Source organism: Enterobacter sp. AC1, from assembly GCF_050434705.1.
In the GTDB taxonomy this organism is placed as follows: Bacteria; Pseudomonadota; Gammaproteobacteria; order Enterobacterales; family Enterobacteriaceae; genus Enterobacter; species Enterobacter cloacae_L.
Genome location: NZ_JBNDIZ010000002.1, coordinates 272,929 through 298,210 on the forward strand (window position 1 = coordinate 272,929; position 25,282 = coordinate 298,210).

General features: G+C 57.4%; 27 protein-coding genes. 6 read left to right on the forward strand and 21 right to left on the reverse strand.

Annotated features, from left to right (window positions below; genetic code table 11):
- Positions 1-265: 265 nt before the first annotated feature.
- Positions 266-1,150: a LysR family transcriptional regulator gene (locus M2433_RS06150; protein WP_429053501.1), complete on the reverse strand. Its 885-nt coding sequence runs from the start codon at positions 1,148-1,150 to the stop codon at positions 266-268.
- A gap of 120 nt (positions 1,151-1,270) precedes the next feature.
- Here M2433_RS06150 and gstA point away from each other — a divergent pair, with 120 nt between their 5' ends.
- On the forward strand, positions 1,271-1,876 hold the full coding sequence (gene gstA, locus M2433_RS06155) for a glutathione transferase GstA (RefSeq protein ID WP_153907816.1): 606 nt from the start codon (positions 1,271-1,273) through the stop codon (positions 1,874-1,876).
- On the opposite strand, the gene M2433_RS06160 is transcribed toward gstA, so the two are convergent.
- The 10 genes from M2433_RS06160 to M2433_RS06205 all read right to left on the reverse strand — a co-directional run bounded on the left by M2433_RS06160 (position 1,870) and on the right by M2433_RS06205 (position 10,396).
- Positions 1,870-2,883, reverse strand: coding sequence for a C45 family autoproteolytic acyltransferase/hydolase (locus M2433_RS06160; RefSeq protein WP_429053500.1), 1,014 nt, complete (start codon positions 2,881-2,883; stop codon positions 1,870-1,872). The genes gstA and M2433_RS06160 overlap by 7 nt on opposite strands.
- Positions 2,884-2,904: 21 nt before the next feature.
- Positions 2,905-3,627: a glutamine ABC transporter ATP-binding protein GlnQ gene (glnQ, locus tag M2433_RS06165; protein WP_220119980.1), complete on the reverse strand. Its 723-nt coding sequence runs from the start codon at positions 3,625-3,627 to the stop codon at positions 2,905-2,907.
- 2 nt (positions 3,628-3,629) lie between these two features.
- A complete protein-coding gene (gene glnP, locus M2433_RS06170; RefSeq protein ID WP_234084123.1) occupies positions 3,630-4,286 on the reverse strand; it encodes a glutamine ABC transporter permease GlnP in 657 nt (218 codons plus the stop codon).
- A gap of 51 nt (positions 4,287-4,337) precedes the next feature.
- Entirely contained in the window at positions 4,338-5,090 is a 753-nt protein-coding gene (gene glnH / locus M2433_RS06175; protein ID WP_429053499.1) for a glutamine ABC transporter substrate-binding protein GlnH, read from the reverse strand.
- A gap of 125 nt (positions 5,091-5,215) precedes the next feature.
- A complete protein-coding gene (locus M2433_RS06180) occupies positions 5,216-5,770 on the reverse strand; it encodes a carboxymuconolactone decarboxylase family protein (RefSeq protein WP_429053497.1) in 555 nt (184 codons plus the stop codon).
- Positions 5,767-7,095: an aspartate aminotransferase family protein gene (locus tag M2433_RS06185; RefSeq protein ID WP_429053496.1), complete on the reverse strand. Its 1,329-nt coding sequence runs from the start codon at positions 7,093-7,095 to the stop codon at positions 5,767-5,769. Before M2433_RS06185 ends, M2433_RS06180 begins: the two co-directional genes overlap by 4 nt.
- Positions 7,096-7,223: 128 nt before the next feature.
- The gene (locus M2433_RS06190) at positions 7,224-8,081 is read right to left on the reverse strand and encodes a MurR/RpiR family transcriptional regulator (RefSeq protein ID WP_429053495.1); all 858 of its coding nucleotides are present in this window, start codon (positions 8,079-8,081) and stop codon (positions 7,224-7,226) included.
- Positions 8,082-8,234: 153 nt separating this feature from the next.
- The gene (locus tag M2433_RS06195) at positions 8,235-8,711 is read right to left on the reverse strand and encodes a GNAT family N-acetyltransferase (protein ID WP_116341321.1); all 477 of its coding nucleotides are present in this window, start codon (positions 8,709-8,711) and stop codon (positions 8,235-8,237) included.
- A gap of 15 nt (positions 8,712-8,726) precedes the next feature.
- The gene (locus tag M2433_RS06200) at positions 8,727-9,317 is read right to left on the reverse strand and encodes a hypothetical protein (protein WP_429053494.1); all 591 of its coding nucleotides are present in this window, start codon (positions 9,315-9,317) and stop codon (positions 8,727-8,729) included.
- A gap of 197 nt (positions 9,318-9,514) precedes the next feature.
- Entirely contained in the window at positions 9,515-10,396 is an 882-nt protein-coding gene (locus tag M2433_RS06205) for a LysR family transcriptional regulator (protein WP_429053493.1), read from the reverse strand.
- 105 nt (positions 10,397-10,501) lie between these two features.
- Between M2433_RS06205 and budA the strand changes: the two genes are divergently transcribed.
- The 4 genes from budA to M2433_RS06225 all read left to right on the forward strand — a co-directional run bounded on the left by budA (position 10,502) and on the right by M2433_RS06225 (position 14,370).
- Positions 10,502-11,281, forward strand: a complete 780-nt coding sequence (budA, locus tag M2433_RS06210) for an acetolactate decarboxylase (RefSeq protein ID WP_411777061.1) — start codon at positions 10,502-10,504, stop codon at positions 11,279-11,281.
- Positions 11,253-12,974 (forward strand): acetolactate synthase AlsS, encoded by a 1,722-nt coding sequence (gene alsS / locus M2433_RS06215; RefSeq protein ID WP_429075879.1) that lies wholly within the window; start codon positions 11,253-11,255, stop codon positions 12,972-12,974. Before budA ends, alsS begins: the two co-directional genes overlap by 29 nt.
- Before the next feature lie 20 nt (positions 12,975-12,994).
- Complete coding sequence (locus M2433_RS06220) at positions 12,995-13,765, forward strand: (S)-acetoin forming diacetyl reductase (protein ID WP_429053490.1); 771 nt, start codon at positions 12,995-12,997, stop codon at positions 13,763-13,765.
- Between the two features lie 131 nt (positions 13,766-13,896).
- Positions 13,897-14,370: a cold-shock protein gene (locus tag M2433_RS06225; RefSeq protein WP_109081117.1), complete on the forward strand. Its 474-nt coding sequence runs from the start codon at positions 13,897-13,899 to the stop codon at positions 14,368-14,370.
- A gap of 69 nt (positions 14,371-14,439) precedes the next feature.
- On the opposite strand, the gene M2433_RS06230 is transcribed toward M2433_RS06225, so the two are convergent.
- The 5 genes from M2433_RS06230 to M2433_RS06250 form a co-directional block, all read right to left on the reverse strand.
- The gene (locus M2433_RS06230) at positions 14,440-15,144 is read right to left on the reverse strand and encodes an ABC transporter ATP-binding protein (RefSeq protein WP_429053489.1); all 705 of its coding nucleotides are present in this window, start codon (positions 15,142-15,144) and stop codon (positions 14,440-14,442) included.
- The gene (locus M2433_RS06235) at positions 15,131-15,967 is read right to left on the reverse strand and encodes an ABC transporter ATP-binding protein (protein WP_429053488.1); all 837 of its coding nucleotides are present in this window, start codon (positions 15,965-15,967) and stop codon (positions 15,131-15,133) included. The genes M2433_RS06230 and M2433_RS06235 overlap by 14 nt, the downstream gene beginning before the upstream one ends.
- Positions 15,960-16,793, reverse strand: a complete 834-nt coding sequence (locus M2433_RS06240) for an ABC transporter permease (RefSeq protein ID WP_429053487.1) — start codon at positions 16,791-16,793, stop codon at positions 15,960-15,962. Before M2433_RS06240 ends, M2433_RS06235 begins: the two co-directional genes overlap by 8 nt.
- Positions 16,793-17,806, reverse strand: coding sequence for an ABC transporter permease (locus tag M2433_RS06245; RefSeq protein WP_429053485.1), 1,014 nt, complete (start codon positions 17,804-17,806; stop codon positions 16,793-16,795). Before M2433_RS06245 ends, M2433_RS06240 begins: the two co-directional genes overlap by 1 nt.
- Before the next feature lie 65 nt (positions 17,807-17,871).
- Entirely contained in the window at positions 17,872-19,440 is a 1,569-nt protein-coding gene (locus M2433_RS06250) for an ABC transporter substrate-binding protein (protein ID WP_429053484.1), read from the reverse strand.
- 201 nt (positions 19,441-19,641) lie between these two features.
- On the opposite strand from M2433_RS06250, the gene M2433_RS06255 reads away from it, so the two are divergent.
- A complete protein-coding gene (locus M2433_RS06255) occupies positions 19,642-20,340 on the forward strand; it encodes a GNAT family N-acetyltransferase (protein WP_429053483.1) in 699 nt (232 codons plus the stop codon).
- A 31-nt stretch (positions 20,341-20,371) separates the two neighbouring features.
- Here M2433_RS06255 and M2433_RS06260 read toward each other — a convergent pair whose 3' ends face one another.
- From M2433_RS06260 to M2433_RS06280, 5 genes are all read right to left on the reverse strand, one after another.
- Positions 20,372-22,066, reverse strand: coding sequence for a thiamine pyrophosphate-binding protein (locus tag M2433_RS06260; protein ID WP_429053481.1), 1,695 nt, complete (start codon positions 22,064-22,066; stop codon positions 20,372-20,374).
- Between the two features lie 33 nt (positions 22,067-22,099).
- On the reverse strand, positions 22,100-22,840 hold the full coding sequence (locus M2433_RS06265) for an SDR family oxidoreductase (protein WP_429053480.1): 741 nt from the start codon (positions 22,838-22,840) through the stop codon (positions 22,100-22,102).
- Positions 22,841-23,113: 273 nt separating this feature from the next.
- Complete coding sequence (locus M2433_RS06270; RefSeq protein WP_429053479.1) at positions 23,114-23,761, reverse strand: anti-sigma factor; 648 nt, start codon at positions 23,759-23,761, stop codon at positions 23,114-23,116.
- On the reverse strand, positions 23,758-24,312 hold the full coding sequence (locus M2433_RS06275) for an RNA polymerase sigma factor (RefSeq protein WP_237846193.1): 555 nt from the start codon (positions 24,310-24,312) through the stop codon (positions 23,758-23,760). Before M2433_RS06275 ends, M2433_RS06270 begins: the two co-directional genes overlap by 4 nt.
- A 43-nt stretch (positions 24,313-24,355) precedes the next feature.
- Positions 24,356-24,919 (reverse strand): fasciclin domain-containing protein, encoded by a 564-nt coding sequence (locus M2433_RS06280; RefSeq protein WP_237848078.1) that lies wholly within the window; start codon positions 24,917-24,919, stop codon positions 24,356-24,358.
- Between the last annotated feature and the right edge of the window lie 363 nt (positions 24,920-25,282).

The window sequence follows — 25,282 nt, forward strand, 5'->3', positions numbered from 1 at the left end:
GTCATGTTAAACGGGTTCCTACGCCCGGTTACGGATGTGCCGCAACGCAGGCACTTTACGGCGGCGAAAAAAGGATGAAAAGAGATGCCCCTGAATTACATAAGGTTGCTTGCAGCTTTGCGAGGCGGCTTCCAGAAGGGCATTGCCGGGTGGCGGCTACGCCTTACCCGGCCTACAAAACCTAACACTACACCTCCCCGCGACACGAACCGTAGGCCCGCGCAAGCGCAGCGCCGCCGGGCACAGTTTGCACCGCCGTAACTCCTTACGCAGACCTTTTCATTTTGCTCAACCCTTCTAATAACGCCTGCGTCGCGCGGGAAGATTTGCCCGCCTGCGAACAAACCACCCCAAACTCCCGGCACAGCGAAGGCATCACGGGCACGACGCACAAACCGCGTAATTCACCCGGCAGGGCGGATTCGGGTATAAGCGCGACGCCCATGCCTTCGCGTACCAGCAGGCAGGCGCTGATCCAGTCGCGGACGGTCACGCGTACGTCAGACAACCGCAAGCCTGCCTGTTCCATCAGGCTTTTTCCATTAACGGCACAACCGCCTGTAGCGAGTACAAAAGGCTGGTCTGCCAGTTCCTCAAGGGTGATGCCGCGTGCGCGTGCATAACGAGCCTGGTGGTGACTGGCCGGCAGCACCGCGACCCACGCATCTTGTCCTAAGATCGCTTCAGCGCGTCCGGGAGTAGGGTTCATGACCACGCCCAGATCAACCGTATCTGCTGCAATCCATTCCTCGACTTCCTGGTCCGTCCCTTCCAGTACAACCACCTCGATTTCAGGATGCAGCCGCTTAAATTCCCGCAGCAGTCCTGGCAAAAATGTGGATGTCACCGAAGGAAAGCTGGCTAGACGAATGCGCCCGCCATTCAGCCCCCGGCTCTCATCCGCCAGTACGCGGATGGCGTCCAGCCGCGCCAGCATACTTCTTGCTTCTTTAACAACCCGCTCACCCAGGGCAGTTACGCCGATGTGCCGACGCTCACGCGTGAATACCGCAAATCCTAATGAGGCCTCTAACTGGGCGATCGCCTGGCTGGCACCCGACTGCGTCATGCCAACCTCTTCAGCGGCACGCGAAATATTACTGGCATCGGCCACTGCAACCAGTAAGCGCCAGTGCAAAAGATTCATCATTGGTATCAGTAGCTCAGCTAATAGATAATTTATGAATCATTAATTTTACAGTGAGAGAGGCTTTAAGCACAGTGTAGGCAAACCGAATCTTTATCACTTAGCCGCTTTAACGGAGAGATTATGAAACTCTATTACGCCCCGGACACCTGTTCACTCTCACCCCATATCGTGCTTCGCGAACTGGCGATTGAGTTTGAACTGGTTAAAGTGGACAACAGGAGCAAGCTTACCGCTGACGGGCGCGACTTCCTGACCATTAACCCTAAAGGGTATGTCGCTGCGCTTGAGTTGAATGACGGGAAAATACTGACCGAAGGGCCAGCGATTTTGCAGTACCTCGCGGACCTCAAGCCGGAGAGGGGGCTGGCACCGCGAGCAGATAGCTGGGAGCGGGTACGGCTTCAGGAATGGCTTAACTTTATCACCAGTGAAATACACGCCGGATCGGCACCTCTTTTCAACCGCGCGCTGCCCGAAGAGGTCAAAACTATTTTTCGCGAGAAGCTGTTCAGGCGGTTCGATTTTCTTCAGGAGACGCTCTCCACAAGCGCTTATCTGACGGGAGCGTCATTCAGCGTGGCAGATGCCTATCTTTTCACCGTGCTGGGGTGGGCCAGGTTCTTCGCCATTGAGCTGAGCCCCTGGCCTGCGTTGCTGGAATACAGGGAAAAAATCAGTGCCCGTCCAGCGGTGCAGGCCGCATTAGTTGCGGAAGCGACTCAGTAAGACGCTAAAGCGGGTTTTTGCCGATCGTGAGTGAATATCTGCCATTTTATGTCCGACGTGCTCAGGGTAAAGACGGCAGTGGCCAGCGTGTTCTCTTCATCCGGGTCCTGTGGCGAGAGACGATAAATCGGGAGCGCGGGATCATGCTGGTCTGAAAGAATACCCAGTGCTGCCGCACCATCAAGGTGAGATTGCGTCTCCAGCCAGGCGTTTAGCCGCTGCTGGCGTGACCGGGAGCTGTCAGTGATCACCTGCTCAACCGCATCAAGCTGAGGGTGGATAAGGTGATTAGCATGGGCGAAAACCTCCCGCAGCGGCATAACGGAACAGCCTGTTCCCGTAGCCTCCACGCTAAACAGTCGGCTGTCTCCCATTTGTCCCACCGTATGGTGAAATGCACCGGCGCGTGGCTCGGTCGTCAGGATGGAGATGGCTTCAGCAAGCGTGGCGGCATTCAGCGCGGCGCGGGCTAATACCTGACGCGGTATGCCGCGTGGACGGTGCAAAGCGCGTATGTTATTCACCGTATTCACCACGCCCTTTTCGTTTACGGCGAAGGTATGTCCGCAAATCGATCCCGGGTAGGCAAAACTGGTAAACGCCAGGCCGTCATCCGGGGTAATGCTGACGATGGCGCAGTCATGCCGAAGCTGTGGGAAACCGTCTTCATTATGCGCAATAATCAGCTCTCCCTCAGCGGTGCTTCCCGCTACTGTGGTACAGCCGTCAGAGGTCGAGCGCACCAGATCGCCGCGGCAGTTCCAGGCAAACACCTCATCAAACGGTGCTTCCAGACCCTCGGCTAATCCCTCCAGTTCCTGCCAGATAAGGGGATACTGAGACTGGACCAGCGAGCGCATGCTCCGGGTCTGTTCTGCGTCTTTCATGGCGGTAACGGTTTGCCACAACGCCGTTTGCGTCAGTTTTGCATGCCAGGCTTCGCGGCCGAACGCGCCAAGCGCCTGACCTACTGCAAAAGCGGAACCACGAATGTCGATTTTTTTCATAGTGTTATCATTCACTTCTGTTCAGGATACGTGTTGCAAAAATTCTTTCAGGCGTGGATTGGGACTGCTATTCAGCAGCATATCAGGTGGACCATCTTCGGCAATGGTGCCGCCATCAATAAAGATTAGCCGCGATGCCACATCGCGGGCGAAGCCGATTTCATGGGTCACAATCACCATGGTCATGCCTTCTTCGGCCAGCGAGCGCATGACTTTCAGTACCTCATGCCGTAATTCGGGGTCCAGCGCTGAGGTCGGCTCATCGAACAGCATCATTTTCGGTTTCACCGCCAGAGCTCTGGCAATGGCCACGCGTTGCTGCTGACCGCCAGAGAGCTCTGATGGGTAGTGGCTGGCGCGTTCGCGTAAGCCAACGCGGTCCAGTAACGCGAGTGCCTGTTCCCGCGCGGCAGCTTTGCTCTGTTTGCGTACGCGAACCGGACCAAACATCACATTCTCCAGCGCCGTCAGATGGGGAAACAGATGGAACTGCTGAAACACCATCCCGGCTTCACGGCGGATATCACACTCGTTAGCGTGAGGATCGGTAAGATGCATTCCCGCTACCAGCAGCGTGCCGGAGGAAATTTCCTCCAGCTTATTAATGCAGCGCAGCAGCGTCGACTTACCCGACCCGGAAGGGCCGATGATCACCACCACTTCGCCGGCGTCAATTTTTAAATTGATGTCGTGCAGCACCTGAGTGGCGCCGAAATTTTTCGACACTGCGCTAAACTCAACCATGCTCATAAAATATGGATCCTCTTCTCCAGTTGCTTCAGCAAGAAACTCAGGCACAGCGTCACCAGCAGGTAGATCATTGCCACGGCGGTCCAGACTTCCAGCGCGCGAAAATTACCGGCAATAATTTCTTGCCCCTGACGAGTCAATTCCGCTACACCAATCACAATAAACAGCGAGGTGTCTTTAATACTGATAATCCACTGATTACCTAACGCCGGGATCATACGGCGCAATGCCAGCGGCATAATGACATGCCATAGCGTGCTGCGTTGGGATAATCCCATTGCCAGGCTGGCCTCTCTAAATCCTTTATTAATTGAGAGGATCGCCCCTCGGGTGATTTCTGCAATATAGGCACCCGAGTTAATCACAATGGTCGTAATGGCCGCGGTTACCGGGTCGATATGAATCGGTAGCACCATGGGGAGTGCGAAGTAAATAAACATCACTTGCACCATAATAGGCGTTCCGCGGATTAACTCGACAAAGATTAACGAGACTGTCTTTGATATTTTCCCTCCGAGCGCCCGGCAGGTTCCCGCCAGCAGGCCAATAACAAAACCACCCAATAAACCTGATAGTGAAATAACCAGCGTCAGCTGTAGCCCTTGCAACAACAGCGGCAGGGACTCCCAAATATATTTACTGTCGAAATTCATCATGTTACCCGTTAAGATGCAACGAGGTCGGATCGTTCCGACCTGGCGGGATTATTTTGGCTGTTTAGCAAACCACTTCACGTAAATCTTGCTGTAAGTTCCGTCTGCACGTAACGCCTGCAGCGCTGCGTTGATCTTTGGCGTCAGATTGCTGTTTTTCTGCATCGCAAAGCCGTACTGCTGCGGCAGAATGCTGTCAGTTTCGCCGGTTGATTTCACTTTTCCATCACCTGCCGTTTTTACGTAATAGAGCACGTTGGGGGAATCATGCACCACGGCGTCAAGGTTACCTGCCTGCAAATCAAGATAGGCGTTATCAATATTCGGGAATTCGACATAATTCGCCTTATATTTGCTTTTCATAAAGCTGGCCGCCGCCGTTCCCTGCTTTAATCCTACTTTCTTTCCTGCTAAATCGCTGAATTTAGTAATGGTATTGTCGCTGCTTTTAACCGCCATTAATAAATCAGCATCATAATAACCGTCGCTGAAATCGACGACCTGTTTACGCGCGTCGGTTATTGTAATGCCCGCCATGGCGACATCCAGATTCCGTGATTGCAACCCCGGAATTAGCCCGCCGAAGTCCATCGGGCGTAATTCGTAGCTGACATTCATTTTTTTAGCGATGGCATCCCACAAATCAATATCGAAGCCGACGTATTTATCGCCTTGTTTAAATTCAAAGGGGACAAACGCGGTATCAACGCCAACCGTTAATTTATCCTGCGCTTGTGCCACAAAACTGGCGGAGCAAGCGACCAGCGCTAACGTAACTTTTAATTTAGTCAATAATCCGGACATAATAACCCTCGGCGTCAGTGAAGTAGCGTGCATGAATGTCACCCGGCGAAATACATCGGCGGGGTGGGAAAATAAAACGTTGATATGCAGGGCGCACTTTCATGCGCCAAATTTAAAGCGAAAACTTATGCGGAAATAATCTCATCCCAGGTGTCGGGTACCGGCGTCTGTGCGCCGTTCATCATCATTGAGAGAAAACTGTAATAACCATTGATTCCGATCAGATCTACCACGCCTTTCTCGCCCCACAGCGCGATAGCGTGCTGCCAGGTGGCATCGCTGACCTTCTGCTGCTCATGTAACTCCTTACAAAAGTGATAAATCACCCATTCATCCGGCTGCAGATCCTCTGGAAGACGTTTTTCATTAATCGCCTGCACCGCCGCAGCAGAAATACCCCTCTCACGCGCTATCGGCGCATGAATCGCCCACTCTACAGGCTGCGACCAGTGCCGCGCGGTCATCAAAATCGCCAGTTCCGACAGGCGCTGTCCCAGCGCGCTGCGATAACGCAGGTATTCTCCCATGCGTTGTGCATGGGCCATCAGCTCTGGGCTGCGCAGCAGCGGCTCGAAAGGGGGCAGCAGCGCACCGCGGGGCCCGTTGATTATCTCTTCGGCCAAAGTACGCTGTTGGTCGTCCCACTCATGTTCCGCCAGCGGCGGTAAACGATTGATCATAATCTGCTGGTCTCTTCGCGAATCACGGTGTTCAGCGTCTCCACCACAAAGTCGAGCTGGCCAGGCGTGACAATAAACGGTGGCGCGATCAGGATATGGTCGCCATATTGCCCGTCAATTGTTCCACCCATTGGATAGACCATCAGCCCACGTGACATACAGTTTGCTTTGATTGCTGCATGCAGCTTCAGGGCAGGATCGAAGGGGGTTTTGCTGGCTTTATCGCGTACCAGCTCAACGCCGGCAAACAAGCCGCGTCCACGCGTATCACCGACGTGCGGTAATTCCCCCAGTACCTCACGCAATGCGTTGTGCAGGTAAGCCCCCTGTTGCTTAACCGCCTGCAGCAAATTATCGCGCGCAATCACCTGCTGCACTGCCAGGGCTGCGGAAGCGGCGGTCGCGTGACAAATGTAGGTGTGCCCGTGCTGGAACAGACCGCTACCGGCCTGCAGGGCTGAGACAATCTTCTCGCTCGCTAATACTGCGCCAATCGGCTGATAGCCGCCTCCCAGCCCCTTCGCGATCGTCACCAAATCCGGCACCACATCATCCTGTTCAAAGGCGTGCAATGTGCCGGTGCGTCCCATGCCACACATGACTTCATCCGCGATATAGAGGATGCCGTATTTATCACACAGGTTGCGTACACCTTTAAGATAGCCCGGGGTAGGCGGGGAGGCGCCAGTGGTGGCCCCTACCACGGTTTCTGCACAGAAACCAATAATGGTGTCGGGACCGGCCTCAATGATAGCCTGCTCCAGCTCGTTGAGCAGACGCGTGGTGTATTGCTGCTGGGTTTCGTCTGCGCGGCGGTCGCGATACTCATTGCAGGCCGAAACGCGGATCACGTCGATCAACAAGGGAGCAAACTGGCGGCGGCGCCATTCGTTGCCTCCCACTGCGAGCGCCCCAAGGGTATTGCCATGATAGCTCTGTTTACGGGCGATAAATTTGGTGCGCGACGGCTGGCCGATCTCAACAAAATACTGACGCGCCAGCTTGAGCGCGGTTTCGACCGCTTCCGAACCGCCCGAAACGAAATAAGCATAGTTAAGATCGCCTGGCGCCGTACGCGTCAACTGTTCAGCAAGCTGTTCAACGGTGTCGCTGGTAAAAAAACTGGTATGGGCATAGGCCAGTTGATCGATCTGGCGATGCATCGCAGCCAGCACGTCAGGATGCGCGTGACCTAAACAGGACACGGCGGCGCCACCGCAGGCATCCAGATACTGTTTTCCCTGTGCATCGAAAATGTACGCCCCCTGGGCGCGTACCGCCACGGCAGGCGTGTTGCGTAGACTGCGGTGAATAATATGGCTCATGCTGGTCTTGCTCCTGAATACGCTGTGCTAATGAAGCGCATCTTGCAGGATCCATTTGTATCACGTCAATTTCATTTTTGATACAAGTGCATTCTGTTTTCTTATGCCAGATGCATATGAATCATTTTTCAGGGTTTTCCGGGCGCCACATAGGCGCCAGAGTCATTAAGATAGCGTTCAGCATTTTCGATTTTATTCACTGCGTCCCGACCATGGCGCGCGACCAGCATCGCCAGTAAACACTCGGCGAGGCCCATGCCAGACACCACAGAAGGGAAAAACGACGGGCTGTCGATAGAGAACAGCAGCGTGCAGTCGGCGGCCTGTGCTAATGGCGAGACGGGAGAATCCGTGATGGCGACGATTGTCACGCCCGCCTGCTGAGCCGCGCGCAGGACATCGAGCGACTCACGTGAATAGGGCGCAAAGCTGGTGAGTAACAGGCAATCTTGTGCTGTTAATTCGCGGGTGAACACCTCGATATTGCTCGCCAGCCCATCAATGAGCGAGACTTGCCGATTGAACAGTCGATAGACATAAAACAGCGACCATGCGATAGGGAAACTGGCCCGGAAGCCGCAAATATAGACATTCTCGGCCGCGTCCAACAGCGATACAGCCTGCTCCATGGCCTGATGGTTTTCATGCTGTGTAAAAGCCAAATTTCTCTGATGTGCCTGAAATACCTCTTCATACAGCTGCGGCTGAGTGCCTTTGGCGATCAGTTTCTCGGCTTTGGAGACATATGTATCATTGCGCAGCCCGAGTTCATCAATGAAAGCGTCCTTGAGTTCACCCCAGCCGTTGTAACCCAATCGCTGCGCCAACCGCAGCAACGTGGCGGGTTTTACACCGGCTTCACTGGCGAAGGCACGCATTGATAGCACAACCAATTGATTGGTATTCTGTAGCGAGAACTCGGCAGCACGCTGTAATTCTGCAGACAACTCGCTGAATGTACTGACAATATTTTCCCTTGGATTCATAGCAAATAGTCCCGCTCTTTAAGGTTAGCGCTGCTGTCGTTAGCGTACGTTCGATCTTCACAGACCGAACGGGTTCGCGTTGTCCCGGAAACGGATGATGAAAACACAGAGTCAATAAGTCAACGGGGAGCTGAACAGGGATTATCAGTCAGGCTATTTTTCATTCAAATAGATATCAGGCCGCGTAATCGTCCATGCATAGTTTTTTCTGTTAACGGGCTCGTAGCCAAATTTTTCATAGAGCCAGGGTGCAGTCGTGGTAAATAACATGATCCTGCGAAGCTGCTCAAACACAGGGTGATGATGTATGCATTCCATAACCCATCTTCCAAGCCCTTTGCCCTGATGTTCTTCAAGGATATAGACATCGCAAAGGTAGGCGAAGGTCGCATAATCTGTTATCAGACGCGCGAAACCAATCTGGTGTTCATTATGATAAAGGCCAAAGTTAAGACTGTTTTCTATTGAGGCAGAAACAATGTCCAGGTGAATGCCTTTTGCCCAGGTTGACCTCGTCAGATATTGATGAATAGCCTGTACATCAAGCTTTTCTCTGTCTGTACTCACCAGATAGTTATTCTTATAGCATTCGTATTTCTCTGAAACCTGATAGGGTTTTCTGTGAAGCATAGCTTCGCTCCTCGCTCATTCCAGCCCTTCAATATTCGACTTAACCGCTTTCAGCGTCCTTTTACGGATCCAGCCGCTCCCGGCCCGTATTGCCAGCCAGTAGGCTGCCATTTTGAGTTGAGTACGTTTGTCCGGACAATAGACGAAGGTTTCCGTACAGAGTTCATGTTGACCTGGCGCCAGTTCCGTTACCTGGTAGCGCAGCAGCAATGTCGCGCTACCCGGCGCGGCTGGCGACTGAAAAGCCATGGCGTCCGGTGCGTTTTCCAGACCGAAATTAGTCCGCCAGAATTGTCCTTTTAAGCCATAGCAGAGTTCTGATGCAGAGTTTTTCAACAGGGTAAAACTGTGCAGGCCAAAGTTGCTGATTGAGTCAGCCTGCTGATTACGTAGTAATTTTTGCGGTAATTGCCGTAAAGCCATCAGTCGACGAATCACGGCATCTTGCCGGACGTCAAAGTTTGCAATCAACGGCAGAATATTTTCAGGATGCGCGGTATGAATGACCGCTCGGTGTTTTTCATGAAACTGGAACTGGGGGAGAAAAGCGGGAACATCCTGCCACTGAGCAAGCGCTTTGCGGGTAACGAAGCCGGGGTTCAGCATTCCTCTTCCTTGTCATCCTTTGAGTCCTGCCAGAGTAACAGATGGTTTGCGGCAGACAATTACCAGGAAAGCGTAGTACCGAAGCGTGCATCAGTAAGACCTTTACCGTTCCAGGATCCCGTGATTTGACAACAAAGGCTGACTTGCCGGGTGGCGGCTACGCCTTACCCGGCCTACAAACCAGCAGCGCTGCGCCGTCACCCCTCGCTCATCATCGCCAGAAACCGCTTCACCGTCCGCGAGCGTTCAAAGCGTCGCCAGCAGAGCGCGATATCGGTATAAAGCTCCGGTGAGCTTAGCGCGTGGTAGGTGACATTCGGCGGAGAAATGGCCGCCATCGACTTCGGCACCAGCGCGAAGCCGCCGCCGGCGGAAACCATGCTCAGGGAGGATGAAAGCTGTGACGACTGCAGCGCGTGCTGCACGTCAATCCCGGCCCGTTCGCAGCAGCCGTGAACCCGTTCGTATAGCCCCGGCGCGACCTCCTGCGGGAACAGCACCACCGGCGTATCCCGAAGCTGCTCTAACGCCAGCGAATCGCACGTCGCCAGCGGATGGTCGCGATGCAGCGCCACCACCATCGGCTCCCGGTCGAGGACTTTTAACTCGAACGCCTTGCTGCTCTCACACGGCAGGCGCACGAAGGCAATATCCAGTTCCCCCTCCGCCAGCATCGTCGTCAGCGACGACATATTGGCTTCCACCTGGTGAACCTGCACCGCCATGTTCTGCACCTGAAACTGACGGATCAGCGCGAAAATTTTGGGATGAAAAGCGTCGGAGCTGGTAATCCCAATCGACAGGCTGCCGTTCAGCCCGCGCGCGATGCCGCGGGCTTTCTCCAGCGCGGCGTCGCTCAGCGCCAGGATCTTGCAGGCGTCCTCGTAGAAGGCTTCTCCCGCTTCGGTCAGCTCCACGCCCCGCGTCAGGCGTCTGAACAGCGGCGTGCCCACTTCCTCTTCGAGCCGTTTGATCTGCTGACTCAGAGGAGGCTGTGAAATACCCAGCGCTTCGGCCGCCCTGGTGAAGTGTCGCTCGCGTGCAACCGCGACAAAATACCGCAGATAACGAAGTTCCATATCAAAAACGTCTCAAACCACCATGGATTCTATATTGGAACTCTCTGCTGAATCGGGTCAACATTTATTTAACCTTTCTAAATAAAGTTGAAGAGGACGAGCGTGATGATGCATTCATCTGCCTGCGACTGTGAGGCCAGCTTGTGCGAGACCCTGCGCGGGTTCTCCGCCCAGCATCCTGACAGCGTGATCTATCAGACATCGCTAATGAGCGCCCTGCTAAGCGGCGTGTACGAGGGGGAGACCACCATCGCCGATCTGTTGGCACACGGTGATTTTGGTCTGGGCACCTTCAACGAGCTGGACGGCGAAATGATTGCCTTCAGCAGCAAAGTGTACCAGCTGCGCGCCGACGGCAGCGCCCGGGCGGCGAAGCCGGAGCAGAAAACGCCGTTCGCGGTGATGACCTGGTTCCAGCCGCAGTACAGGATAACCTTCAATGCGCCGGTCAGCCGTCAGCAGATCCACGACGCGATCGACCAGCAAATCCCCTCCGACAACCTGTTCTGCGCGCTGCGCATCGACGGCAACTTCCGCCATGCCCACACCCGCACCGTGCCGCGCCAGACGCCGCCGTACCGCGCGATGACCGACGTGCTGGACGACCAGCCGGTGTTCCGCTTTAACCAGCGCGAAGGGGTGCTGGTCGGGTTCCGCACGCCGCAGCATATGCAGGGCATCAACGTGGCGGGCTATCACGAGCATTTCATCACCGATGACCGTCAGGGCGGGGGACATCTGCTCGACTACCAGCTGGAGAGCGGCGTGCTCACCTTCGGTGAAATTCACAAGCTCATGATTGACCTGCCCGCCGACAGCGCGTTTTTACAGGCCAACCTTCACCCCAGCAATCTTGATGCAGCGATCCGTTCCGTCGAAAATTAACAGGAGAACTACCGTGAACAGTGAGAAACAGTCACGTCAGTGGGCGCACGGCGCCGATATGGTTGTCGGCCAGCTGGAAGCGCAGGGCGTGAAGCAGGTGTTCGGCATCCCGGGTGCGAAAATCGACAAGGTCTTTGACTCCCTGCTGGACTCCTCCATCGAGATCATCCCGGTGCGCCACGAGGCTAACGCGGCGTTTATGGCGGCGGCGGTAGGGCGGCTGACCGGCAAGGCCGGGGTCGCACTGGTCACCTCCGGGCCGGGCTGTTCCAACCTGATCACCGGCATCGCCACCGCCAACAGCGAGGGCGACCCAGTGGTGGCGCTGGGCGGGGCGGTGAAGCGGGCGGATAAAGCCAAGCTGGTGCACCAGAGCATGGACACCGTCGCCATGTTCAGCCCGGTCACCAAATACGCTGTAGAAGTCAGCTCGCCGGACGCGATTGCCGAGGTGGTATCGAACGCGTTTCGCGCCGCCGAGCACGGCAGGCCGGGGGGCGCGTTCGTCAGCCTGCCGCAGGATATTGTCGACCAGCCCGCGACGGGGGCGATTTTACCCGCCAGCGGCCCGGCGCTGATGGGCCCGGCGCCGGAATCCGCCATTAACGACGTGGCGAAACTTATCGAGAACGCCAAAAATCCGGTTATCTTACTCGGCCTGATGGCCAGCCAGCCCGCGAACAGCGCCGCGCTGCGCACGCTGCTGGAGAAAAGCCGCATTCCGGTGACCAGCACCTATCAGGCCGCCGGGGCGGTAAACCAGGAGCACTTCACCCGCTTCGCCGGACGCGTCGGCCTGTTCAATAACCAGGCGGGCGACCGGCTGCTGCACCTGGCGGACCTGATTATCTGCATCGGTTACAGCCCGGTGGAGTACGAGCCGTCCATGTGGAACAGCGGCGACGCCACGCTGGTGCACATTGACGTGCTGCCCGCCTATGAAGAACGTAACTACGTGCCGGATCTGGAGCTGGTGGGGGACATCGCCGAAACCCTGAACCTGCTCGCTAACCGCATCGATCGTAAGCTGGAGCTGAGCCAGCGGGCATCAGAGATTCTGGTCGATCGCCAGCATCAGCGCGATCTGCTCGACCGACGTGGCGCGTCGCTCAACCAGTTTGCCCTGCATCCGCTGCGCATCGTGCGCGCCATGCAGGACATCGTGAATAACGACGTAACGCTCACCGTGGACATGGGCAGCTTCCACATCTGGATCGCCCGCTACCTCTACAGCTTCCGGGCGCGTCAGGTGATGATCTCCAACGGTCAGCAGACCATGGGCGTCGCGCTGCCGTGGGCGATCGGCGCGTGGCTGGTGAATCCGGGGCGCAAAGTGGTGTCCGTCTCCGGCGACGGCGGCTTCCTGCAGTCGAGCATGGAGCTGGAAACCGCGGTGCGCCTCAACGCCAACGTGCTGCACATCATCTGGGTGGATAACGGCTACAACATGGTGGCGATTCAGGAAGAAAAAAAATACCAGCGTCTTTCCGGCGTCGAGTTCGGCCCGGTCGATTTCAAAGTGTATGCCGACGCGTTCGGCGCGAAGGGCTTTGCCGTGGAGAGCGCCGAGGCGCTCGAGCCGACGCTGCGCGCGGCAATGGATGTCGACGGCCCCGCCGTGGTGGCCATTCCCGTCGACTACAGCGATAACCCGCTGCTGATGGGCCAGCTCCATCTCAGCCAGATTTTGTGAATCAATATAAGGACAGAGAAATGCAAAAAGTTGCTCTCGTAACGGGCTCAGGCCAGGGGATTGGTAAAGCGATTGCGCTTCGCCTGGTGAAGGACGGCTTTGCCGTCGCCATCGCCGACTATAACGACGCGACGGCGAGAGCCGTTGCCGACGAAATCATCCGCAACGGCGGCAACGCCGTCGCCGTGAAGGTCGATGTTTCTGACCGCGAGCAGGTGTTTGCGGCGGTGGAGAAAGCGCGTACCGCGCTGGGCGGCTTCGACGTGATCGTTAACAACGCCGGGGTTGCGCCGTCTACGCCCATCGAATCCATCACGCCGGAGATTGTCGACAAGGTCTACAACATCAACGTGAAAGGGGTGATCTGGGGCATTCAGGCCGCAATTGACGCGTTTCGTAAAGAGGGGCACGGCGGCAAGATCATCAACGCCTGCTCCCAGGCGGGACACACCGGTAACCCGGAGCTGGCCGTCTACAGTTCCAGCAAGTTCGCGGTGCGCGGCTTAACCCAGACCGCCGCGCGGGATCTCGCGCCGCTGGGGATCACCGTTAACGCCTACTGCCCGGGCATCGTCAAAACGCCGATGTGGGCGGAGATCGACCGTCAGGTGTCCGAGGCGGCGGGTAAACCGCTCGGCTACGGGACCGAAACCTTTGCCAAACGTATTACGCTTGGCCGCCTGTCCGAGCCGGAAGACGTCGCCGCCTGCGTTTCATACCTCGCCGGGCCAGACTCTGACTATATGACCGGCCAGTCCTTATTGATCGACGGTGGAATGGTGTTCAACTAAATACTAATAAGCTCTGACATGAGTTTTCCCCTGCCCCCGTGCAGGGGCTTTTTTTTGTCTCCTCCGCCATTGTGCATTACACTGCGCGCTGCAAAACTTTAGTCATTACGATCTGACAGGCGGTAACAGCGATGAACGGTACAATCACAACGTGGTTTAAAGATAAAGGCTTTGGATTTATCAAAGATGAAAACGGCGATAACCGCTATTTTCATGTGATTAAGGTCGCGAACCCCGATCTGATTAAGAAAGATGCCGCGGTGACCTTCGAGCCAACCACCAACAATAAAGGCCTTTCCGCCTACGCGGTGAAGGTGATCCCCGAAAGCAAGCACCTCTATATTGCGGGCGAGCGCGTGAAGCTCACCTCGATCAAATCCTTCGTGGTGTTCAGCGAAGAAGAGCCGGTTGATGCCAAAATCGACAAAGAGAACGCGGTGCTGTCGGTCGGGCTACTGATGAATAGCATCAAGCCGAAGTCCGATAAAAAGCCGGGCGAAACGCGTTCGGTGAAGAAGCTGGCGATCACCACCTTCCAGAATACGACGCTGATCTTCACCGAAGATGAGATCGACATCGATGCCACGGTGAAGCTGCTGAAGTGAATTTTTGCCGGGTGGCGGCTGCGCCTTACCCGGCCTACCAAACCCGTGCGGCGCTCGCCGCCACACGGTTTATCCCATCCTGTGCTCGCCCCTTAACATCGCCTCCCGGTCAAACACACGCTGGATCTCCCCGTGCGCCATAAACGCTGCCCGGTCGGACATATGCGCAACCACGTCCGCGTCGTGGCTCACCAGCAGATAGGTCATGCCGTGCTCGACTTTCAGGCGGTTGAGCAGGTTAAGGATCTCCGCCTGCACCGACATATCCAGCGCCGAAGTGGGCTCGTCCAGCAGGAGTAGCTGCGGGCGCAGCAGCAGCGCGCGGGCAATGGCAACGCGCTGGCGCTGGCCGCCGGAAAGCTGATGCGGATAACGTTTACCCGCGTCGGCGGAAAGCCCCACCTGCCGCAGCGCATCTGCCACCTTTTCGGCAACCTGAGTTTCACCGTGGATGTTTAACGGCTCTGACAGGGTGCGCGCAACGGTGTGGTTCGGGTGCAAAGAGGCCCACGGATCCTGAAACACCATCTGCACGTTGCGGCGAAGCTCGCCTTCAAAACGTCGTCCTGGCCGTAACGCTTCTCCCAGGATCGAAATACGGCCGTTCCACTCGCGCTGCAGCCCCGCCAGCACGCGCAGAAGTGTTGATTTCCCGCAGCCGGATTCACCGATCAGGCTGAAGGTCTCGCCTTTCTCAATAGCAAAGCTGGCGGCGGAGACCGCCGTTTTCTCCCCGAAGCTCACCTGGAGCTGGTTTACGTCAACGAGAGCCATTGTTCACCTCCTTCCACGGCTGCGAGCGGTCCAGCGTCGGCAGCATCTGTCCATAGGTACTGACGTTCGGACGGCAGGTCCACAGGGTGCGCGTGTACGGATGCGTCGCCTGCGGGAGCTGGCTTGCCGCCATCTCATCGACCTTTTCGCCCTGATACATCACCAGCACGCGGTCGCAGTGCTCCGCCACCAGCGGCAGATCGTGGCTGATGAGCAGCATCGCCATCTGGCGTTCTTCGCACTGCTGCACCAGCAGTTCGAGGATCTGGTTGCGCAGGCGGGCGTCCAGTGCGGAAGTGGGTTCGTCGGCAATCAGCACCTGCGGGTTGTTGATCAGCGCCATCGCAATCATCACGCGCTGGCCCATGCCCCCGGAGAGTTCGCCGGGGTAGCGCTGGAGGACATGTTCGTTGAGTCCGACGGCGCGGATGATGTCGTGAATGCGCGCCAGGCGTTCAGCGCGGGGCAGGCGCTGATGCAGGGTCAGCGCCTCATCAAGCTGGGCGGCGACGTTTTTCGCCGGATTCAGCGCGTAGCGCGGATCCTGCAGGACCATCGCAATTCCGTTGCCGCGCAGCGCCTGCCAGCGGCGTGTGCTCAGGGTCAGCAGGTCGTTGCCGAGCACGTTAAGCCGGTTCGCGCTTACGATGCCGGGCTTACGCACCAGACCCATCAGGGCGCGGGCGGACATCGACTTGCCCGAGCCGGATTCCCCCACCAGCGCCAGCCGCTCGTTGCCAAGCGTGAAGCTCAGGTTGTTGACCACGCGCGCGGCGGGGTAGTCGATATTCAGCGCATCGACGATGACGCGGTGTTCAGTCATGCTGTGGCTCCAGTACGTCGCGCAGGCCGTCGCCCAGCAGGTTAAAGGCCAGGCTGGCAAACAGGATCGCTCCGCCCGGAATGGCGGCAATCCACCACTGGTCGAAAATCACCTGCATGCCGTCGGCAATCATCGCACCCCATTCGGCCATCGGCGGACGTGCGCCAAGGCCGAGGAAGCCCAGCCCGGCGGCCGCCAGAATAATGCCTGCAAGATCCAGCGCCAGCCGCACAATTGCGGACGGCAGGCACAGGGGCAGAATATGGTCGACCAGCAGGCGCGGGCCGCGAATGCCCATCATCCCGGCGGCGGCGAGGTAGTCGCTGTGGCGCAGGCGCTGAATTTCACTCCGGGCCTGACGCGCGTAGGCGGGCCAGGTGGTTAAGGCCAGCGCCAGCGCGCCGTTGACCAGCCCCGGGCCAAGCATCGCCACAAACGCGAAGGCGAGGATCAGGCGCGGCATCGACATCACCACGTCGGTAAAGCGCATCAGGATGCGCTCCATCCAGCCGCCGTAGTAGCCGGACAAAATCCCCACCAGCAGCCCGGCGGGCAGGGTGATAACGGTGACTAATGCCACCAGTCCGAGCGCCGGTCGCGTGCCGTAAATCAGGCGCGAAAGCAGGTCGCGCCCGTAGCTGTCGGTGCCCAGCCAGTGCTGGCCGTTTGGTGCCTGCAGGCGCGCGGCCGCGTCCTGCCAGTTCGGGTCAAGCGGCGCGAGCCACGGCGCGAACAGGGCGATCAGCACCAGCAGTACGATGGCAACCAGCCCGCAAAACGCGGCAGGGGAGCGGCGCAGGCGGCGTAAGAAAAGATAAAACGGCATCAGCGCACCCTGGGATCGGTTGCCCGCACGAGCAGGTCGGTAAGGTTATTGATCAGCACAAAGCAGACGCCAATCAGCAGCGTGCCGCCCATCACCGCGGTGGTATCGCCGGCGAACAGGGCGGTGGTGAGGTAGCGCCCGATACCCGGCCACGAGAAGACGGTTTCGGTTAATACCGCGCCCTCCAGCATGCTGGTGTAGGCCAGCGCGATCACCGTCAGCAGGGTACCGCGAATGTTCGGCAGCACGTGACGCAGCAGGATGGACATCTCCCCGGCACCCTTGGCGCGGGCGAGCAGAATGTACTCTTTGTTCATTTCGCTCAGGCAGGCGGAGCGCGTCAGGCGGGTAATGCTCGCCAGCGAGTAGTAGGCCAGCAGCATCACCGGCAGCACCAGGTGGCTGATGGCGTTGCGGAACGCCTCCCGATCGCCGGAAAGCCAGGTATCCACCAGCGCAAAGCCGGTGCGCGGCTCGACGGTGAACTGCCAGATATCGTCCAGCCTGCCGGGACCCGCGCTCCACTGCAGCTTCGCGTAGAACAGGGCCAGCATCAGCAGGCCGAGCCAGAAGATCGGCACCGAGTTGCCGAGCAGGGTGAGGGTTCTGATGACGAGATCGAGCGGTGAACCGGCGTAGCGGGCGCACAGCACTCCGGCAATCACGCCGAGTACGGCACCGATGATCAAGGCAAGGGTCGCCAGCTCCAGCGTGGCGGGGAAGGCGTGCAGCAGATCCTGCAGCACCGGCTGTCCGGTGGCGCTGGCGGTGCCTAAATCACCGTGGGCGAGGTTTTGCAGATAGTGCCAGAACTGCACGGGCAGGGGCCGATCCAGCCCGAGCTGGTGGCGAACCTGATCGTAGGTTGACTGGCTGGCGTGATCGCCGACGATCTGCAGCACGCGATCGACCGGGGAAAACGCCGAAAGCGCAAACGTGACGAGCAGCAGCCCGAAAAGCGTGAGCAGCAGGGTCAGTAGACCCTGGAGCACGCGGGTGGAAAGATGTGGCATGGGAAAACCGTTATCCTGAAAATATGCACGGACGGCTCCCTCTCCCGTTGGGAGAGGGGGAAAAGCTACTTCGTAACGCGATCGTACCAGACCATATCCGCGTTCAGCCCCTGCTGATACCCCTTCACGTTATCGCGCACCACGATCTGGGTTTTTCCCTGATCGACGAACACGTACGGCGAGCTATGCTGCAGCTGTTCCTGCATTTTCTTGTAGAGATCCAGACGCTTCGCCGGATCCGGCTCGGCTACCGCCGCCAGCGTGGCTTTGTTCAGCTCCGGAATTTTCCAGCCGTTCAGGCCCGCCACGGTGCTGGATTTACCGTCGTTCCACGCGAACGCGCTGGCGTTGGAGTGCGCGTCGAAGTAGTCCGGGATCCACAGACGGATCGCCGCCTGATGCTGCTTGGCGCGCACGCGGGCGTACACCTGGCTACCGGCCGCGGGCAGCAGATCCACCTTCACGCCGCCCTGGGCAAAGCTCGCCTGCATCGACTGGGCGATGGTGATAAACGGCGGCTTGTTCTCCACGTCGAGGGTGAAATGCGCGTCTTTAATACCCGCTTTGGCGAGGATCGCTTTCGCCTTCGCCGGGTCAAATTTAAACGGATTGTCTTCCAGCGCGCCCGGCAGGCCGACCGGCAGGAAGCTCTGATGCACAAAATACTGGCCTTTCAGCAGGTTCTTGGTGATGCCGTCGTAGTCCACCAGCCAGCGCGAGGCCTCCCAGAATGCCGGGTTGTTCAGCAGCGGGTTGGCGCTGTTGCCGGTGTTAAACACCAGGTAATTTTGCTCGGCGGACGGGATGCTCAGCACCTTCACGCCCGGCTTGCCGTCCAGGGCGCTAATCTGATCTGCACCCAGATCGCGCGCAACGTCCGCGTCACCCTGCTGGATCAGCAGGCGGCGGGAGGCCGGATCGGGGACGTTTTTAATAATGATGCTTTTCAGCTTCGGCGCACCGCCAGGGGCGGAGTCGTTGGCTTCCAGCACGATGGCCTGATGCGGCTGATAGACGCGCATTTTGAACGCGCCGCTGCCCGCCGAGTGCATTTTCAGCCACGCGTTGCCGAAGTCGTTATCCTTCACGTTCGCCGCAACCTGCTTTTCATCCACGATGGAGGCAATCGGCGTGGAGAGAATATTCAGCGCCACCGCCGGGCTCACGTCCGCCGTCCAGTGAAGCTGGAGGGTATGGTCATCCACCTTTTTCAGCTGGCTGGCGATGTTGCTGGCGTCCCAGCCCAGCACGTTGAGGATAAAGGCCGGGGATTTGTTCAGCGTCACGGCGCGGGTGTACGAGAAAATCACGTCTTCCGGGCGCAGCGGGTTGCCGGAGGCGAATTTTGCATCGGGCTTGAGCTTGATGGTCAGGGTTTTTGCTGCCGCGTCGGCGTCCCAGCTTTCCGCCAGAATCGGGGTGATTTTTTTCGGGTTATCGCGGTCCGGCTGCACCAGGCGCTGATACAGGCTCGGCACGGTCTGGATGCTGGAGAGCTCGTTGGCTTCCGCCGGGTCGAGGCTCACGATGTCATCAAGCCCCTGGGCAACAACCAGGGTGTTAGGCGGGGTAGCGGCGTGGGCAGCGCTTGAGAGCGCAGCCAGCACCAGTAACGGCAGCAATTTTTTAGTCATAGCGATCCCTGAGAAGAATATATTGTGATTGTTTTATGCTCCGCTACGTTAGGTGGTCTCTGAAATTACGCAAAGTCGAAATTCAGCTTTCCTTATGCCTTTCTGGAATAATGCATGCGCTCGGGCTATTAAAATACGCTGCTTTTCGCCCGCTTTTTAACCTGCTATAACAAACTCCTTACCTTTCAGGGAGTCAACGCCGTGCCAGAAATCAATCAACATGGTCAAACCGTTAACGATATCGTGCCTGGCTGGACGGGCGCGCGCGTCTTAACCCGCACGCCGCTGTTTGGCCAGTACTGCCGTCTGGAGGTGCTGGATGCCGATCGCCACGCGGCCGATCTCTATGAGGCGTATGCCCTGGGCGATGACAGCGACTGGACGTGGCTTGCCAGCACGCTGCCGACGAGCGTGGAAGCCACCGCGCACTGGATCGTGGCGAAGGTGATGGACGATGAGCTGGTACCGTTTGCCGTCATTGATTTACGCACCGAGCGGGCGGTGGGGCTGGTGAGCTATATGGCCAACGAACGTCTGCTGGGGTCGGTCGAAATCGGCCACGTGACCTGGTCGCGGAAGATGAAAGGCTCCCGCATCGGCACCGAAACGGTGTGGCTGCTGCTGAAAAATGCCTTTGAGCACGGCTACCGTCGGCTGGAGTGGAAGTGCGATTCCATGAACGTGGCGTCGCGCAGGGCGGCGGAGCGGCTGGGGTTTGTCTGGGAGGGACGGCTGCGCCAGAAGCTGGTGCGCAAAGGGCGCAACCGCGACAGCGATATGCTTTCTATTATTGACGGCGAATGGCCGCAAAGAGACGTAGAGCTGCGCGCGTGGCTGGCGGCGGAGAATTTTGACGACGAAGGGCGGCAGATTAAGCGGTTAGAGGCGTTTCGGTTATAAGTGTTGTGTAGGGTACATCTGAAACGGTCGATCAATCTGCGGAAATGGCAATTTCAATCAAATTGGTTTTTCCGGACTGCAGCCCCTGCGTCACCGCCGTGGCGATATCCGCGGCCTGGGTGACCCGGCAGCAGCGGATGCCCAACGCGGTGCCCAGCGACTGAAAATCAATTTGCGGGTTAATCAGATCCATCCCGATAAAACGCCCCAGCTTCGTCGAACTGTAGCCCGGCTGACCTTTCATAAAGTTCTTCAGGATGTTGTACTCCAGGTTATTCATCACGATAAAGGTGACGGGCAACGCTTCATGCGCTGCCGTCCAGAGCGCCTGCGGTGAATACAGCGAGGCGCCGTCGCCAACCAGACACACTACCGGCTCGCGCCCCAGCCCCAGCGAGTGGCCTACTGCTGCGGGCATCCCCCAGCCCAGACCGCCGCCGCGCATAAAGTAGTAACGCTGATGCTGACGATCGGAAATAAACTTGCGGACATGTCTGGCCGTGGCAATGGCCTCATCGACAATCGTCGTGCCCGGCGGAATGGCGCGGATGACTTCCCAGGCCGCCACCATCGGTGAGATAGCCGGGCGCAACCGTTCGGCGGCCAGGCGTTCTTCCTGCTGCCGCCACTCGTTTTCCCGCTCCTCGCGCGCCTGAGCCAGCAGTTGCTGGTGGAGCAGCTTGCTGGCAGCCCGGTGCTGGTCCAGTCTCGGCAGCAGGTCGCGCAGAGAGAGCTTGATGTCACCCATCACCGAGAGGCGAGTGGCATACGAGCGGCCAAGCTCGTTCATATCCGCCGAGAGCTGATACACCGCGCAGCTGTCCGGAATGGCCTCGCCCTCGCTATACAAAATGGCGATCAGGCTTCTGCCGCCGATGATAAATACGGCATCGTAGGCGTTGATAATGCTGGCAATTTCTCCTGCGGTGGTGGGCATGTTGCCCCGCCAGAGCGCGTGCTGGGTGGGAAAAGGCAAATTCAGCGGCCAGGATGAGCCGTATACGTGGGCGCTGAGCGCTTCTGCAAGCTGGACAATCTCCTGCGTCGAGCCGCTGGAGTGAACTTCATCGCCCGCCACAATCATGAGCCTGCCGGGGGAAATCGCGCTCAGCGACTGCGCCAGCTCGTCCAGCGAGCCCGCGACGGTGTGATAGTCCACTCTGGATGCCGTCTGTATCCCGGCGTCGCTTAGCTCTTCCATGACGTTCATCGGCAGAGAGAGCAGGACCGGGCCACCCGGAGGATAGCTGGCCGCGTGAAACGCGCGGCGCACCAGCACCGGGAGCTGGTCGGCGCTGGTAACCTCCTGCGCCCACTTAACCACCGGTGAGCCAATGGAGACAATGTCATCATACAGAAGCGGGTCGCGGACATAGTGCCGCGTGTCCTGCTGTCCGACGGTGACCACCAGCGGGGTTTTCATGATCCGCGAATTGATCAGGTTCCCCATGCCGTGCCCCAGACCGCTGGCGGTATGCAAATTGATAAAGCCGGTTTTGCCAGAGGCTTTTGCGTAGCCGTCGGCAATGGCAACCACGCTGCTCTCCTGGAGCGCCAGAACATAGTGAATATTTTCATGCCGAAGCAGAGCATCGATGAGCGGAAGTTCGGTGGTGCCGGGATTGCCAAAAATATATTCCACGCCTTCACTCCCCAGTACCTCAAGGAGAATATCGGCGCCGGAGCGCATATTTAAATCTGATAAGGACGTTAATGATTTAATCATAATGACACCTCATTCAGTATTATTTAAGGCATGCTAAAATTCTTCCTGCGTCGGACGAACAACAATTTCATTAATATCAACATCGCCTGGCTGTTCGATAGCAAATAAAACGGAGCGGGCAATCGCGTCAGCCGAAATAGCTTGCTTATAAAATTCATGGAGAAATTTTTTACTCTCTTCGTCTGAGCTGCCGAACTGCAGCTCGCTTTCGACCGCGCCGGGAGAGATAAGCGTGGTGCGTATCGTTTTACCTGCTTCCTGGCGCAGACCCTCGCTCAGCGCGCGAACGGCGAATTTTGTCGCGCTGTACACCACGCCGCCGGGGGCAAGGACCTTGATGCCCGCCACCGAGGCAACGTTAATAAAGTGTCCGCTTCCCTGGCGCTGGAACACCGGTAATGCGGCCGCGACGCCGTACAGCACCCCTTTCAGGTTGGTATCAATCATCTTGTCCCATTCGTCGGTTTTCAGCTCGCTGAGGGGGGCGATAGCCATAAAGCCAGCGTTGTTGATCAGCACGTCCACGCGCTGGTATGCGGAGAGGGCGGCCTCAATGGCGCGCTGGACCTCTTCCTGACGGGTCACATCGGCCTTGACGGCGATGGCCTTACCGCCTTGCTGGATTATCCTGTCCACGAGGGCATTAATTTGGTCCTGACGGCGCGCCACCAGGACCAGCGAATACGCGTTATTCGCTAAATGGAGGGCTATGGCCTCACCAATCCCGCTGCTGGCTCCGGTGATAACGACAACCTTGTTTGCACTATTATTCATGATCTTATCTCACTGTTGTGTGATTCAAAAAATAAAAGGCAGGGAAGGATTAAAGAATAACGGTGAATTCTTTAATTCTCGTTTTTGATATATTGTATATCTGACATGGAATAAGGTTCATTTAAAACTTAATGGAGTCCGGGAGAGTATGTCAATGACGTTTTATAATAATAAAATTAATTGCAAGCCTAATATTTAATTCTTATATGTAACTGTCATATAAACAGAATGAAATTGGGTGGTCCTCGCGTCCCTGCGAATAAGGCTGGAGGGTTATATTTTTCCACTGTAAAGCACGGGCCCTGTGGGAAGGCCGGTGGGTGAGCCTCCCTCTGGTTCAAGGCTTATCGCTATCGTGGCGTCAGGAGTCAGCGCTGTATTCCTGAGCGTAACGCGTGTCGGTATGGCGGTATGCAGCAGCCCCAGCGATATCGGTGCCTGACCGTCAGGGATCAGCCAAAGCTGCAGGCTATGTTGCGCCGCAATGGCGTTCGGTCTGAGCGGGGTAATGCTCAGATGCTCGCGTCTGGCGTCCGCACTGACTACCCACTCCCCATGCTGCCGGGCATCGTTAAGCACCATCAGCGGAGCGAGTTCCGGCGTGCGGGTGGAATACCAGGCAATGACGGTAACGGCGGCGAGGGAAGCCGCGGCCATCCAGCCGATATAAGGACGGCTTTTACGCAAAGGCATTGTAGAGGGCAGATCGAGGGCGATTCTCTTCCACACCGTTTCTGGCGGAGGAACTGGCGCAAGATGGCTATCGAGCGCGCTGAACATGTTCTGCCAGTACGCAGCGCGGGCGGCCAGGGCGGGTTCATCGGCAAGCCTTTTCTGAAACTGAAGCCGCGCCCCTCCCCGCAGGGTGCCGAGGGCATATTCTGCTGCCAGCATGTCGTCGCGTTTTTCAGCGTCATTCATAGCCCTACACACTCCCGAAGATGATCCATTGCGCGGCGGATCCAGCTTTTTACTGAGCCCACAGGCTGCTGAAGCCAGTCTGCAATGTCGCTGTGGGACATGCCCTGATAGTAGGCGAGCGTAATGCTCTGACGCTGTTCGTGGCTCAGGTGTTCCAGACAATGCCTGAGCCGTGCTGCCTGCGCGTCGTCGTGCCAGCTGTTCGGCTCGTCGCTTTCGCTCAACAGAATATCTTCTGAATACGACTCCTCGCGGGCGGCAGCACGGGTTTGCCCGCTGCGCAGCCAGTCAATACAGCGGTTGCGCACAATATGCGTAAGCCAGGTCATCGGAGAACTCAGGGCGGCGTTATAGGTTTCAGCTTTACTCCAGACGGTGACAAAACAGTCGTGAAGGATCTCTTCTGCCCAGGCGCGATGACGCAGCATGCGCAGCGCGACGGCAAACAGATGCGGTGAAGTGAGTCGGTATAGTTGTTCAAATGCGCGGCGATCGCCGTTTGCGACCGCCTGCATTAATTTCAACTGCTGTTCAGCCAGCGCGTTATCCATGTTTTTCCCGGAAGGCAACGTCACACTTCCGAAGTATAGACAACTACTTAGGCATCAGGACGGTATCAATCACATCGATCACGCCATTTTTCTGATGGACGTCATAGGTGCTGATGTTCGCCACGTTACCTTTACCGTCCTTGAGCTGAATATTGTGCGGGCCGTTGCTCATGATCCACAGAGGCTGACCGTTTACGGTCTTAAGCTCCGCGTGACCGCCGCCCTGTTTAATTTTCTGCTCCAGCGCTTTCATATCGTAATTACCGGCGACCACGTGATAGGTCAGGATGCTGGTGAGCAGCGCTTTATTTTCCGGCTTCACCAGATTGTCGACCGTACCCGCAGGCAATTTAGCAAACGCCGCATCGGTTGGCGCAAAGACGGTGAAGGGCCCTTTGCTCTGAAGCGTATCCACCAGCCCGGCCGCTTTGACCGCCGCCACCAGGGTGGTGTGATCTTTCGAGTTCACGGCGTTCTCAACAATGTTTTTGCTCGGGAACATTGCCGCTCCACCCACCATCACGGAGCCTGACGTCATGGCTGCTGATGCGCCTGCACAGAAGAGTAAAGCGCTGGATACGAATGCAACACTGAGTAGCTTTTTCATCATTTATCCTCGGATTAGGGAGCAAAGGCGTTGCTCACATACTCACATACGAGGGCAGGGTGAAAACTGGATGCAGGGAAATGAAAATAAATTTTTGAAGGGGTAGGTTAATCCCCTCTCCCCTATGGGGCTGAGGGGGGCCCCACAAAGTAATGCCAGCACGGAACAGTCCCCTCGCCCCTCCGGGGAGAGGGTTAGGGTGAGGGGAACATACAGCTGTAGTGGTCATTCCGTTCACTTTATGTTCCTTGCTACTCTGTAACCCCATAACCGGTGAACGTGCCAGGCTGGCTCAGTCGCCACCACCCTGGCGACCCGGGCTCCCGGCGGTAAATCGCCGCTACGCGGTGCCCTCGGCTTATT